Below are 12688 nucleotides of genomic sequence, written 5' to 3' on the forward strand. Positions count from 1 at the left end.
CCGGCCCGGCTCACAGCCAGCCGCGGCGCTTGAACAGCAGATAGAGCGCGCCGCAGACGGCGAGCATCAGGGCGAGCGCGAACAGATAGCCGTACCGCCAGCCCAGCTCCGGCATGTGCCCGAAGTTCATCCCGTACACGGTGCCGATCAGGGTCGGCGCGAACAGGATGGCGGCCCAGGCGGAGACCCGCTTGATCTCCTCGTTCTGCTCGAAGCTGGCGGCGGTCAGGCTGCGCATCTCCTCGTTCTGCGCCTGTGAGACCAGTGTGGCGTTGACGGTGAGGATGTTCTGGAGCAGGTGCCGGAACCCGTCCACCCGCTCCACCACCTGGGTGAGGTGGTCGGCCACGTCGCGCAGCCGACGGCGCAGCTCCTCGTCCGTGCCGTACTTGTCGAACCCGTGTGCCAGCTCGTCCACCACCTTCAGCAGCGGGCGGGCGGCCCGCTGGAACTGGATCACCTCGCGGCTCAGCTCGTAGATGCGGCGGCTGGCGTTCGGGTCGCCGCCGAACACCTCGGTCTCGACCTCGTCGATGTCGTTCTCCAGCCCGGCCACCACCGGCGCGTAGCCGTCCACCACCCGGTCGAGCACGGCGTAGAGCACCGCTTCCGGGCCGAGCGCGAGCACGTTCGGCTCGGCCTCCAGCCGCCGTCGTACGCCGGCCAGGTCGGGCGTGCCGCCGTGCCGCACGGTGATCACGAATCCGGGCCCGAGGAACAGGTGCAGCTCGGCGAACTCGACCGCGTCCCGCTCGTCCAGGTAGCGGGCGGCGCGCAGCACCACGAACAGGGTGTCGCCGTAGCGTTCCAGCTTGGGGCGCTGATGGGCGTTGATCGCGTCCTCGACGGCCAGGTCGGGGAGCTGGAACTCGGCGGCGAGCGAGGCGATCTGCTCGCGGCCCGGCCGGAGCAGCCCGATCCAGGCCATCGCGTCGTCGAGCTGCTGCAGGCAGCGGTACGTGTCGGCGAGGCTGACCGGCGACGCCCGCCGTACCCCGCCGACGTAGACGCCGCTGTCGACCAGCCCGTCGGGGCGCTCCGGCTCCGCCGCGCCGGCGTCGATGGCGTGTTCGTCCAGTTGCCGGCCGAACCCCTCCGAGGACCGGTTGCCCGCCATGCCCCTCCCCCGCAGCCCGACCGGCTCGCCGAGTCCCCCGCCGAGGCGGTCGCAAACGTCAGGGGCGGTAGCGGTAGCCCATCCCCGGCTCGGTGATCAGGTGCCGGGGCCGGGCCGGATCGTCCTCCAGCTTGCGCCGCAACTGGGCCATGTACTGCCGCAGGTAGTTCGTCTCCTGGTGGTACTCCGGCCCCCACACGTCGTGCAGCAGCTGACGCTGGCTGACCAGCTTGCCCGGGTTGCGCAGCAGCTTCTCCAGCATCGCCCACTGGGTGGGGGTCAGCTTGACCTCGACGCCGTCGTCCCGGGTGACGGTCCGGTCGGCCAGGTCGACGGTGTTGCGGCCGATCCGCAGCGCGGGCACGGCGGGCGTGGCCGGGGCGAGCCGCCGGGTCACCGCCCGGATGCGGGCCAGCAGCTCGTCCACCCCGAACGGCTTGGTGACGTAGTCGTCGGCGCCCGCGTCGAGCGCGGCCACCTTGTCCTCGCTGCCGGCCCGGCCGGAGAGCACGATGATCGGCACGGCGGTCCAGCCGCGCAGGCCCCGGATCACCTCGGTGCCGTCCAGATCCGGCAGGCCCAGGTCGAGCACCACCAGGTCCGGCGGGTGCCCGGCGGCGGCCTTGAGCGCGGCGGCGCCGCTGCCTGCGACCTCCACGTCGTAGCCCCGGGCGCGCAGGTTGATCCGCAGGGCGCGCAGGATCTGCGGCTCGTCGTCGACGACCAGGATCCGGGTCATTCCTGCGGCCCTTCCGCGTGCGGGGCGGCCGGCAGCCGCAACACCATGGTGAGTCCGCCGCCGGGCGTGGTCTCCGGGGTGATGCTGCCACCCATCGCCTCGGCGAGGCCCCGGGACAGCGCCAGCCCGAGGCCGACGCCGGTCTGGTTGTCCCGGTCGCCGAGGCGCTGGAACGGCAGGAAGACGTGCTCCCACTGGTCCTCCGGGATGCCCGGCCCGGTGTCGATCACCCGCAGCTCGACCTGCCCGGCGTGCGCGCTGCCGGTGATCGTCGGCGGGCGGCCGGGCGGGCTGTGCCGCAGCGCGTTCGACACCACGTTTACCAGCACGCGCTCCAGCAGGCCCGGGTCGGCCAGCGCCGCCGGCAGATCGGCCGGGATGTCCGTGGTCACCTCGGCCGCCGCCGGGCCCAGTTCGTCGAGGGCCCGGGGTACGGCGTCCTCCAGCCCGATCGCGGTGGTGGTGACGCCCAGCGCGCCGGCCTGCAGGCGGCTCATGTCGAGCAGGTTCGCCACCAGCCGGCCCAGCCGGTCCAGCGACTCGTCGGCGGTGGCCAGCAGTTCCTCCCGGTCGTCCGGGTCGAACTCGACGTCGTGGCTGCGCAGGCTGCTCACCGCGGCCTTGGCCGACGCCAGCGGCGTACGCAGGTCGTGGCTGACCGCCGCGAGCAGCGCGGTGCGCATCCGGTCGGCGGCGGCCAGCGGGCGGGCGGTGGCGGCCTCCTCGGCCAGCCGTTCCTGGCGCAGCGCGACGGCGGCCTGCGCGGCGAACGCCTCCACCACCCGGCGGTCGGCCGCCTCCAGCCGCCGGCCGGCGAGCACCACGCTGAGCCGGTCGTCGACCGGCACCACCGTCTCGCCCGCGCCCGGGCTACCGGGCGGCCGCTCGCCGACGCTCGCCACCACCCGCCAGGCGTCCGCGTCCCGGGCGCGCGCCGGGCGTCCGCCGGCCTCGTCGGTCAGCTCCAGCACGCTCACCGCGCGCAACCCGAACGTCTCCCGCAGCCGGTCCAGCAGGGCGGGCAGCGGCCGCTCGCCGCGCAGCACGCTGCCCGCGACGGTGGCCAGGGTCTGCGCGTCGGCGGAGGCCCGGGCCGCCTCCCGGGTACGCCGGGCCGCCACGTCGACCACCCAGCTCACCGCGATGGCCACACCGACGAACACGCCGAGGGCGAGCAGGTTGTCCGCCTCGGCGATGGTCAGCGTCCGGTACGGCGGGGTGAAGAACCAGTTGAGCAGCAGCGAGCCGCCGAGCGCGGCGACCAGCGCCGGCCAGAGCCCGCCGACCAGCGCCACGCCCACCACACCGGCGAGGAACAGCAGGATGTCGTTTGTGAGCGTGAGGTCGGGCAGCGTCCGCAGCAGCAGCGTGAGCAGGGGCATGCCGAGCACCGCGAGCGCGTACCCGATCAGTCGCCGGCGTCGCGACAGCGCGGCGGGCACCGACGTGCCCCGGCGCCCGCGGCCCGCCTCGGGGTGGGTGACCAGGTGCACGTCGATCGGGCCGGACAGCGCGGTGGTGGTCACCCCGACGCCCCGGGCGAACACCTGCGCGAACCGGCCCCGGCGGCTCGCGCCGAGCACGAGCTGGGTGGCGTTGACGCCCCGGGCGAAGTCCAGCAGTGACGCCGGGATGTCGGTGCCGAGCACCTGGTGGTACGTGCCGCCGAGGCTCTCCACCAGCACCCGCTGCCGGGCCAGCTGGGCCGGGTCGGCGCCGGCCAGCCCGTCGCTGCGGGCGACGTGCACGGCGAGCAGGTCGGCGCCCTTGCTGCGGGCGGCGATCCGGGCCGCCCGGCGGATCAGCGTCTCACCCTCCGGGCCGCCGGTCAGCGCGACGACCACCCGTTCCCGCGCCTCCCAGGTGTCGGAGATGCCCTGCTGGGCCCGGTACGCGTCGAGCTGCTCGTCGACCTTGCCGGCCAGCCAGAGCAGCGCCAGTTCGCGCAGCGCGGTGAGGTTGCCGACCCGGAAGTAGTTGCCGAGCGCGGCGTCGATCTTGTCGGGTCGGTAGATGTTGCCGTGCGCCATCCGGCGGCGCAGCGCCTCCGGCGTCATGTCCACCAGCTCGACCTGCTCGGCGGCGCGGACCACCTGGTCCGGCACGGTCTCGCGCTGGGTGGTGCCGGTGATCTGCGCGACCACGTCGTTGAGCGACTCCAGGTGCTGCACGTTGACCGTGGACAGCACGCTGATGCCGGCGTCGAGCAGCTCCTGCACGTCCTGCCAGCGCTTCTCGTGCCGGGAGCCGGGCACGTTGGTGTGGGCCAGCTCGTCCACCACGACGACCTCGGGCCGCCGGGCCAGCACGGCGTCCAGGTCCATCTCGGTGAACTCGACGCCCCGGTACGTCATCGGGCGGCGCGGCACCACCTCCAGGTCGCCGATCATCTCGGCGGTGTGCCGGCGCCCGTGCGTCTCGACCAGGCCGATCACCACGTCGGTGCCGCGCTCGGCCCGGCGCTGGGCCTCCTCCAGCATCGCGTACGTCTTGCCGACGCCCGGGGCGGCCCCGAGATAGATCCGCAGTTCACCCCTGCCCACGCCCCCATCCTCCCTGAGTGCAAGGAAGGGCCCCCTGTTAACGCCTCGCGAGGTGAAGGGGGCCCTTCTTAACACTTCCGTCAGCGCGCCGGGAACGCCTCGTCCAGCGCGAGGTTGAGTTCCAGCACGTTCACCCCCGGCTCGCCCATGAAGCCCAGCGCCCGGCCGGTGGTGTGCTCGGCGACCAGCCGCCGTACCGCCGCCGGGTCCGCGCCGCGCTCCCGCGCCACCCGGGCCACCTGGATCCGGGCGTACGCCGGGGAGATGTGCGGGTCGAGGCCGCTGCCGCTGGCGGTGACCGCGTCGGCCGGTACGGCGGGCCGGGCCGGGGCGTCCCCGCGGACCGGGGTGACGATGCCGCCCTCGGCCACGTAGTCGTGACCGGGCCGCGCCGCCTCCACCGGTACGCCCTGCCAGGTGGTGACGAACGGCGTCGCGGGCGCGGCCTGGTTGACGCTCACCACGCGGGTGATCCGGCCGGTGAGTCCGTCGGCGCGGAACACGGCGAGCACCGCGCCCACCCCGTCCGGCGTGCAGTACGGGCGCCGCCCGTCCACGCCGTCCAGTTCGCCGATCGCCTTGCTGCGGGCGCAGACCTGGGTGAGCAGGCTCGACGTGGAGTCGGCGGGGTCGGCGGAGAGCGTGTCCACCACGCTCTCCGGGCCGAGGTTGCTCGCCGCGGTGGCGGTCGGGTCGTAGCCGTCCCCGGCGGCCGACGGGCGGGACTGGAAGTAGCGCGGGACCGGGTTGCCGTCCGCGTCGGTGAACGACTGGCCGATCAGCGAGCTGCCGACGGTACGGCCGTCGACGGTGAGCAGTGACCCGTCGGCCCTGCCGTCGAGGCCTGGGAGCCGGCCGGCGGCGACCAGGGCGAGCGGGTAGAGCAGGCCGAGCAGCACGGTGAAGACGAGCACCGCGCGCAGGGCGGCCAGGTGCTGGGAGAGCCAACTGGGAAGGCGCATCACGAGATCCCCGGGACGAACTGGACGAGCAGGTCGATGAGCTTGATGCCGACGAACGGCACCACGATGCCGCCGAGGCCGTAGAGCCACAGGTTGCGGCGCAGCAGCGCGGAAGCGCTGGCCGGGCGGTACCGCACGCCGCGCAGGGCCAGCGGGATCAGCGCCACGATGACTATCGCGTTGAAGATGACGGCGGAGAGGATCGCCGACTCGGGGCTGGCCAGGCGCATGATGTTCAGCCGGTCCAGCGACGGGTAGATGCCGGCGAACATGGCCGGGATGATCGCGAAGTACTTCGCGATGTCGTTGGCGATGCTGAACGTCGTCAGCGCGCCCCGGGTGATCAGCAACTGCTTGCCGATCTCCACGATCTCGATCAGCTTGGTCGGGTCGGAGTCGAGGTCGACCATGTTGCCGGCCTCCTTCGCGGCCGACGTGCCGGTGTTCATGGCCACGCCGACGTCCGCCTGGGCCAGCGCGGGCGCGTCGTTCGTGCCGTCGCCGGTCATGGCGACGAGCCGGCCGCCCTCCTGCTCCTTCTTGATCAGGGCGAGCTTGTCCTCCGGCGTGGCCTCGGCGAGGAAGTCGTCCACGCCCGCCTCGTCGGCGATCGCCTTCGCGGTACGCGGGTTGTCGCCGGTGATCATCACGGTGCGGATGCCCATCCGGCGCATCTCGTCGAAGCGTTCCCGCATGCCGGCCTTCACCACGTCCTTGAGGTGGATGACGCCGAGCGCCCGGGCCGGTTCGCCCGCCACGTGCTCGGCCACCACCAGCGGCGTACCGCCGGTGCCGCTGATCGCGTCGACCAGTTCACCCACCTGTTCGGTCGGGTGACCGCCGTTGTCGCGTACCCACTTCATCACCGCGGCGGCGGCGCCCTTGCGGACGTGCCGGACGCCGCCGCCGGCGTCGAGGTCGACGCCGCTCATCCGGGTCTGCGCGGTGAACGGCACGAACGTGGCGTGCGGGATGAGGCCGGGCTCGCGCTCGCGCAGCCCGTACCCGTTCTTCGCGAGCACCACCACCGAGCGGCCCTCGGGGGTCTCGTCGGCCAGGCTGGACAGCTGCGCCGCGTCGGCGAGCGTGGCCGCGTCGACCCCGGTCACCGGCAGGAACTCGGCGGCCTGCCGGTTGCCGAGCGTGATCGTGCCGGTCTTGTCCAGCAGCAGCGTGTTGACGTCGCCCGCCGCCTCGACCGCCCGGCCGCTCATCGCCAGCACGTTGCGCTGCACGAGCCGGTCCATGCCGGCGATGCCGATAGCGGACAGCAGCGCGCCGATGGTGGTCGGGATGAGACAGACCAGCAGCGATACGAGGACGACGCCGGTGACGCCGGAGTCGGTGATCGCCGCGGTGTCCGGCGCGGCGGCCTGGTAACCCTTCGCGAAGATCGCCATGGGCTGGAGCGTGACGACGGCGAGCAGGAAGACGATCGTCAGCGCGGCCAGCAGGATGTTCAGCGCGATCTCGTTCGGCGTCTTCTGCCGGTTGGCGCCCTCGACCAGCGCGATCATCCGGTCGATGAAGCTCTCGCCGGGCTTCTGGGTGATCCGCACGACGATCCGGTCGGAGAGCACCCGGGTGCCGCCGGTGACCGCGCTGCGGTCGCCGCCGGACTCCCGGATCACCGGGGCGGACTCGCCGGTGATCGCCGACTCGTCGACGCTGGCGATGCCCTCGACCACGTCGCCGTCACCGGGAATGACCTGCCCGGCCTCGACCAGGACGACGTCACCCTGGCGCAGTTGCGGCGCGGGCACCGCCTCGTCCCGGAACGCGTTCGCGGCGGCGCCGGGAGTCCAGCCGACCAGGCGGGTGGCGACGGTGTCCTGCTTGGCCCGGCGCAGCGTGTCGGCCTGCGCCTTGCCACGCCCCTCGGCGACCGCCTCGGCCAGGTTCGCGAAGATCACCGTGAGCCAGAGCCAGACCGTGATCGCCACGGCGAACACCGACGGGTCGGTCACCGCGAGCACAGTGGTGAACAGCGCGCCGATCTCCACGATCAGCATCACCGGGTTGCGCCACAGCGTGCGCGGGTCGAGCTTGCGCAGCGCGTCCGGCAGCGACGCGATCAGCTGGCGAGGGTCGAGCAGCCCGCCGCCGACCCGGTCGTCGCGGCGCCCCGGCGTACCTGCCACCGGCGCTTCGACGGTCTGCACAGGTGCTGTCATGTCCTTGTCTCTCATGGTGGTCACAGCCCTTCGGCCAGCGGGCCGAGCGCGAGCGCGGGAAGGAAGGTGAGCGCGACGAGGACCACCGTGACGCCGACGACCATGCCGACGAACAGCGGCCGGTGGGTCGGCAGGGTGCCCTCGGAGGCGGGTGTGGGTTGCTGGCGGGCCAGCGAGCCGGCCAGCGCGAGCACGAAGATGATCGGCAGGAACCGGCCGAGCAGCATGCAGAGCCCGAGCGCGGTGTTCCACCACGGCGTGTTAACGGTGATGCCGGCGAACGCGGAGCCGTTGTTGTTGCTGGCCGAGGTGAACGCGTAGAGCACTTCGGACAGCCCGTGCGGCCCGACGTTCAGCGCTGTCGAGGCGTTGCCGGTGGCGAACGCTGCGGCGGTGCCGGTGAGCACCAGCGCCGGGGTGATCAGGAAGTACATCGAGGCGAACTTGATCTCGCGCGAGCCGATCTTCTTGCCCAGGTACTCCGGGGTGCGCCCGACCATCAGCCCGGCCACGAACACCGTGATCACCGCGAGGATCAGCAGCCCGTACAGGCCCGCGCCGACGCCGCCGGGCGCGACCTCGCCGAGCATCATGTTGCCCAGCGTCATCATGCCGCCCAGCGCGGTGTACGAGTCGTGGAACGAGTTGACGGCGCCGGTCGAGGTGAGCGTGGTGGCCGCCGCGAACGTGGCCGAATTCGACACGTCGAAGCGCACCTCCTTGCCCTCCATCGCCGCGCCGACCGCCTGCGGCACCGTGCCGTCGCCGGTCAGCTCGAAGACGTTGGTCAACGTGATGCTGGCGAGCGCCAGGATCGCCATCACGGCGACGATCGCGTAGCCCTGCCGCTTCTGCCCCACCATCCGGCCGAAGACCCGGGGCAGGCTGAACGGGATCACCAGGATCAGGAAGATCTCCAGCCAGTTCGTCCACGCGGTCGGGTTCTCGAACGGGTGGGCGCTGTTGACGTTGTAGAAGCCGCCGCCGTTGGTGCCCAGCTCCTTGATGACCTCCTGGCTCGCCACCGGTCCGCCGGTGACGGTCTGGGCGCCGCCGGTCAGCGTGGTCACGTCGGTGCCGCCGGAGAGGTTCTGCACCACGCCGCCGAGCATCAGCGCGAGCGCGCCGAGCACCGCGATCGGCAGCAGGATCCGCAGCGTGACCCGGGTCAGGTCGACCCAGAAGTTGCCCAGCTCGCCGGTGCGGCTACGGGCGAAGCCCCGGACCAGCGCCACCGCCACGGCGATGCCGACGGCGGCCGAGACGAAGTTCTGCACCGCCAGCCCGGCCATCTGGACCAGGTGGCCCATCGTCGACTCACCCGAGTACCACTGCCAGTTCGTGTTGGTCACGAACGACACAGCGGTGTTCCAGGCGCCGTGCGGCACCACCGGGTCGAAGCCCAGCGAGAGCCACAGGTGGTTCTGCAGCCGCTGGAACGCGTACAGGAACAGCAGGGAGACGGCCGAGAAGGCCAGCACCGAGCGGGCGTACACGCCCCAGGTCTGCTCGGCGGCCGGGTCGACCCCGACCAAGCGGTAGATCCCCCGCTCGACCCGGGACGACCGGGTTCCGGCCACCACGCGGTACATGTGGTCGCCGAACGGCCGGTGCACGGCGACCAGCGCCACCACCAGCGACAGGACGAAGAGCACGCCGGCTGTGGTCATGCTCATCAGAAGCGCTCCGGGAACAGCAGGGCGACGACCAGGAACACGCCCAACCCGATCGCCAGCACCAGCCCGACGGCGTTGACGGCGCTCACAGCTTCTCCACGCCCCTCACCACGAGGGCGAGAGCCGCGAACAGCCCCACCGTCAGCAACACGAACAGCACGTCAGACACGGCTGATCTCTCCTAGCGGAAGATGTCCTCGCGACCGCCTCCCGGCCGCGCCGGGCAATCACAACGCCGTATCCGCCGGACCGACAGGGGTCTTGACGCGACCATCACGCGCGACGGCGGTTTCTTGACGCGCTTTTCACGCCGCCTCCGTGGGCGGTGATCCGGGTCACCGGACGGGCCTCGGCCCCGATCGACCGGAGGTGCCGGTAGCCGGTGCCGAGCACCGCGGCGAACCCGATCGGCACGGCCTGGGACCAGGCGTCACCCGGGCCGGTCAGCTCGCCGTAGCGGTGGGCGAGGAACCCGACGAAGACCGCCGCACCCAGCGCGGCCACCGCCGCGACCGCGCGCAGATCGGCCACCACAGCGGCGTACGCCCCGACGACGCCCGCCATCACCAGGACCCGCCCGGGCCGCTCGTCGGGTGTGAACACCCCGGCCGCCACCAGCGCCGCGCCGACCACCACGACGGCGCCGGCGGCCACCCGGAATCCGGTGCACCCGTCCGCCCGTTCTCGTCCCATGTCCGCCTCCCGCGTCGGTACGTCCCTCGCGGGCCATACCAGCCGGGCCGGGTGGGCACGGTCGACGGCTTTGACGGATCCGGTACGGGCGGGCCGGGACTTTTCACGCCGCCTTCACGGACCGCCCGGCGCGGGGACCGTGACGGGCCGGTCCGCCGCCTACGCTGGCCCGGTGACCACCGAACTGACAGTGCTGTCGGACGAGCTGGGCGCCGACCTGATCGTCCGGACCGCCACCGGTTACCGGCTGGCGCTCACCGACGCGCAGGTGGACGTGAAGGCGGTGCTGCGGGTGCTCGACGGCTGCGAGCAGGGTGGTGCGAGGCGTCGCGGAGCCCGTGACGGCCGACGGGATCAGCGCGGTTTCACGACGGTTTCACGCCGCCGGGCCACCCGTCGATCGCGCGGTGCACGGGCCTCGTGACTGAGCGCGCGGTCAGCGGGGCATCGCCCGCCAGCCGGAGCCGCTCGCCCGCCACGCCCCGGCGAGGATGCTCGCCGAGCCGCGGCTCGGGCACTGCTGGATGCGGGACCGGCCGCTGGCCCCACCGATCTGCGCCTGGACCTGCCACTGGCTTCCGTCGGTGCGGATGTAGACGTCGCGCCGTCCGCGAGGGTTGCTGACGCCGTTCCACCAGTGTTCCTCGACCACCATGCCGTGACCGTACCGCAGGAGACCCGGAGCAGCACAGACGCAAATTGGTTGCCACCGCCGGCCGTACGGCGGGACGCTCCCCGGATGACAGCACCGGACCTGCCGCGCCAGTTCACCATCCGCGAGGGCGACCTGCGGATCCTCAACCCGTTCGACGACGTCAAGCTGGCCACGCTGGGCCGCGCGATCCGGCTGCGCCCCGGTGACGAGCTGCTCGATCTGTGCAGCGGGAAGGGCGAGCTGCTCTGCACCTGGGCCCGCGACCACGGGATCACCGGCACCGGCGTCGACATCAGCAGCGCCTTCACCGCCGCCGCCCGGGAACGCGCCGCCGGACTCGGCGTCACCGACCGGGTACGTTTCGTGCACGGCGACGCGGCTGCGTACTCGCCGGAGCGGCCGGTCGACGTGGCCGCCTGCGTCGGCGCCACCTGGATCGGCGACGGGGTGCCGGGCACGCTGGAGCTGCTGGGCCGGGCGCTGCGGCCGGGCGGCATGGCGCTCGTCGGGGAGCCCTACTGGCGGCGTGACCCGCCGGACGAGGAGGCCGTCACCGGGTCGCACGCCCGGTCCCGGGACGAGTTCCGCGACCTGCCCGGTCTGGTCCGGCTCTTCGGCGAGTGCGGCTGGGACCTGGTCGAGATGGTCCTCGCCGACCAGGACAGCTGGGACCGGTACGCCGCGGCGCACTGGCTGAACCTGCGTCGCTGGCTGGACGCCAATCCGGACGACGAGCTGGCCCCGGAGCTGCGCCGGGAGCTGACCGAGGACCCGCTGCGATACGTCCGTTTCCAGCGCGAGTACCTGGGGTGGGGAGTGTTCGCGCTGCTGCGCCGGTGAGCTGCTTAACGAACGGCTACGCAGGGTAAAGACAGATCATGGGACAGTTGCGCACCTCGCCTCCGCCGCCGGAGGCCACTGAGCTGGAGCAATGGGTGCTGGACAGTCCCGAGGATCTACGCGGTCTGCGCGCCTCGCTGCGGGACGCGCTGAACCGGCACGGGCTGGTGCAGGGCGAGGACCTGGACGAGGTCCCGCACCTGGTCGTGCTGGTCGCCACCGAGCTGGCCAGCAACGCGCTGCGGCACGGACGGCCGCCGACCATCGTCACGCTGCTCGCCACCGACGACCGGTTCCTGCTGGACGTCGCCGACCACGACGTCAGCTCGGTGCCGGAGCTGACCGACATCAGCCCGACCGACTCGGGCGGGCGCGGACTGTTCCTGGCCCAGTCGGTCTCGCTCGACGTCGGCTGGTACGCCACCGACGCCACCAAGAACATCTGGGCCGCGTTCTCCCGCTGACGGCCCGCCGCCGGTTCAGCGGTCGCCGGCCGGGACGGGGTCGTCGTACTGGCCGGGCGGTCCGGTGAGCGGTTCGGCGCCCACGATCGGCCACGGGTTCGGCGTGCACCCGTGCAGCCCGAGCGTCTGCTGCACCATCACCGGCGCCGGACCGCCAGCCCGGGGGCACAGCTCGTGTCCCCGGCCCAGCCGGTGGCCGACCTCGTGGTTGAGCAGGTACTCCCGGTAGCGGGAGAGGTCGGCCACGTGCGGCACCCCGTACACCCAGCGGGCCACGTTGATCACCACCCGGTCGCCGTTGCGGCAGGACGTGTAGGTGTCGCTCGGGTCGCCGCAGAGCCGCCCCCGGGTCACCGGCGTGGTGAGCAGCACCGTGAAGTCGGCGCGGTCGTCGCGGCCCACCCGTTGCAGCCGCCACCGGCCGTCGCCGGTCCAGCCCCGCCGGTCGGCGAGCGTCGCCGCCACCTCACTGGCGAAGCGTTCCACGTCCACGTTGCGGATGCCGTCCTCGACGGCGACCCGGTAGCGCAGCAGTTCGCCGGAGCGCCCGGCCACCGCGCCGACGGTGTCGGCGGTGCGGAAGGTGCCGCCGCCCCGGGTCGGGTAGACGATGCCGGGTACCACCCGCCCGGCCGCCGGGACCGGCGTCGGCACCGTCGTCGGCGCGGGACGCGCGTCCGGCGGGGTCGGTGCCGCCGCCTGCACGGTCCGCCGCACGTCCACGCGGTCCAGCAGGTCCGGGTGCCGGGCGGCGTATCCGCCGGCGGCGAGCGCGGCCCCGACCAGTACCACCGCCAGGATGCGCAGTGATCGCGGCCTCCGCCG

Annotated in this window: 13 protein-coding genes; 3 read left to right on the plus strand and 10 right to left on the minus strand. The window is 73.0% G+C overall.

Annotated features, from left to right (window positions below; translation table 11 throughout):
- Positions 1–10 precede the first annotated feature (10 nt).
- The 8 genes from MCBG_RS17240 to MCBG_RS34185 all read right to left on the minus strand — a co-directional run bounded on the left by MCBG_RS17240 (position 11) and on the right by MCBG_RS34185 (position 9904).
- On the minus strand, positions 11–1117 hold the full coding sequence (locus MCBG_RS17240) for a magnesium and cobalt transport protein CorA (RefSeq protein ID WP_043327041.1): 1107 nt from the start codon (positions 1115–1117) through the stop codon (positions 11–13).
- A gap of 58 nt (positions 1118–1175) precedes the next feature.
- Positions 1176–1856 carry a response regulator gene (locus MCBG_RS17245; protein ID WP_043327043.1) on the minus strand — a complete coding sequence of 227 codons (681 nt, stop codon included), beginning with the start codon at positions 1854–1856 and terminating at the stop codon, positions 1176–1178.
- Entirely contained in the window at positions 1853–4399 is a 2547-nt protein-coding gene (locus MCBG_RS17250) for a sensor histidine kinase (protein WP_043327045.1), read from the minus strand. Before MCBG_RS17250 ends, MCBG_RS17245 begins: the two co-directional genes overlap by 4 nt.
- Before the next feature lie 80 nt (positions 4400–4479).
- A complete protein-coding gene (locus tag MCBG_RS17255) occupies positions 4480–5361 on the minus strand; it encodes a potassium-transporting ATPase subunit C (RefSeq protein WP_043327047.1) in 882 nt (293 codons plus the stop codon).
- Positions 5361–7535: a potassium-transporting ATPase subunit KdpB gene (gene kdpB, locus MCBG_RS17260; RefSeq protein ID WP_043330699.1), complete on the minus strand. Its 2175-nt coding sequence runs from the start codon at positions 7533–7535 to the stop codon at positions 5361–5363. The genes MCBG_RS17255 and kdpB overlap by 1 nt, the downstream gene beginning before the upstream one ends.
- Before the next feature lie 20 nt (positions 7536–7555).
- Positions 7556–9211 carry a potassium-transporting ATPase subunit KdpA gene (gene kdpA, locus MCBG_RS17265; protein ID WP_043327048.1) on the minus strand — a complete coding sequence of 552 codons (1656 nt, stop codon included), beginning with the start codon at positions 9209–9211 and terminating at the stop codon, positions 7556–7558.
- The gene (gene kdpF / locus MCBG_RS17270) at positions 9211–9300 is read right to left on the minus strand and encodes a K(+)-transporting ATPase subunit F (protein WP_036343797.1); all 90 of its coding nucleotides are present in this window, start codon (positions 9298–9300) and stop codon (positions 9211–9213) included. Before kdpF ends, kdpA begins: the two co-directional genes overlap by 1 nt.
- Positions 9301–9484: 184 nt before the next feature.
- The gene (locus MCBG_RS34185; protein WP_223201253.1) at positions 9485–9904 is read right to left on the minus strand and encodes a hypothetical protein; all 420 of its coding nucleotides are present in this window, start codon (positions 9902–9904) and stop codon (positions 9485–9487) included.
- A gap of 172 nt (positions 9905–10076) precedes the next feature.
- On the opposite strand from MCBG_RS34185, the gene MCBG_RS17280 reads away from it, so the two are divergent.
- Entirely contained in the window at positions 10077–10328 is a 252-nt protein-coding gene (locus tag MCBG_RS17280) for a hypothetical protein (RefSeq protein WP_140946141.1), read from the plus strand.
- A gap of 12 nt (positions 10329–10340) precedes the next feature.
- Here MCBG_RS17280 and MCBG_RS17285 read toward each other — a convergent pair whose 3' ends face one another.
- Positions 10341–10559, minus strand: a complete 219-nt coding sequence (locus MCBG_RS17285; RefSeq protein WP_030503492.1) for a hypothetical protein — start codon at positions 10557–10559, stop codon at positions 10341–10343.
- Between the two features lie 84 nt (positions 10560–10643).
- Here MCBG_RS17285 and MCBG_RS17290 point away from each other — a divergent pair, with 84 nt between their 5' ends.
- Positions 10644–11399 carry an SAM-dependent methyltransferase gene (locus MCBG_RS17290; protein WP_043327053.1) on the plus strand — a complete coding sequence of 252 codons (756 nt, stop codon included), beginning with the start codon at positions 10644–10646 and terminating at the stop codon, positions 11397–11399.
- Between the two features lie 38 nt (positions 11400–11437).
- Positions 11438–11863: an ATP-binding protein gene (locus MCBG_RS17295; protein WP_043327055.1), complete on the plus strand. Its 426-nt coding sequence runs from the start codon at positions 11438–11440 to the stop codon at positions 11861–11863.
- Between the two features lie 15 nt (positions 11864–11878).
- On the opposite strand, the gene MCBG_RS17300 is transcribed toward MCBG_RS17295, so the two are convergent.
- Positions 11879–12655, minus strand: a complete 777-nt coding sequence (locus tag MCBG_RS17300) for a DUF3152 domain-containing protein (RefSeq protein ID WP_223201254.1) — start codon at positions 12653–12655, stop codon at positions 11879–11881.
- Positions 12656–12688: the final 33 nt, after the last annotated feature.

Source organism: Micromonospora sp. M42 (assembly GCF_000568915.1).
GTDB classification, from domain to species: domain Bacteria; phylum Actinomycetota; class Actinomycetes; order Mycobacteriales; family Micromonosporaceae; genus Micromonospora; species Micromonospora chalcea.

Bases quoted from the DNA above. Each gene is read 5' to 3' on its own strand.
- MCBG_RS17240 (WP_043327041.1), bottom strand. From the start codon at position 1,117: ATGGCGGGCAACCGGTCCTCGGAGGGGTTCGGCCGGCAACTGGACGAA.
- MCBG_RS17245 (WP_043327043.1), bottom strand. From the start codon at position 1,856: ATGACCCGGATCCTGGTCGTCGACGACGAGCCGCAGATCCTGCGCGCC.
- MCBG_RS17255 (WP_043327047.1), bottom strand. From the start codon at position 5,361: ATGCGCCTTCCCAGTTGGCTCTCCCAGCACCTGGCCGCCCTGCGCGCG.
- kdpB (WP_043330699.1), bottom strand. From the start codon at position 7,535: ATGACAGCACCTGTGCAGACCGTCGAAGCGCCGGTGGCAGGTACGCCG.
- kdpA (WP_043327048.1), bottom strand. From the start codon at position 9,211: ATGAGCATGACCACAGCCGGCGTGCTCTTCGTCCTGTCGCTGGTGGTG.
- MCBG_RS34185 (WP_223201253.1), bottom strand. From the start codon at position 9,904: ATGGGACGAGAACGGGCGGACGGGTGCACCGGATTCCGGGTGGCCGCC.
- MCBG_RS17285 (WP_030503492.1), bottom strand. From the start codon at position 10,559: ATGGTGGTCGAGGAACACTGGTGGAACGGCGTCAGCAACCCTCGCGGA.
- MCBG_RS17290 (WP_043327053.1), top strand. From the start codon at position 10,644: ATGACAGCACCGGACCTGCCGCGCCAGTTCACCATCCGCGAGGGCGAC.
- MCBG_RS17295 (WP_043327055.1), top strand. From the start codon at position 11,438: ATGGGACAGTTGCGCACCTCGCCTCCGCCGCCGGAGGCCACTGAGCTG.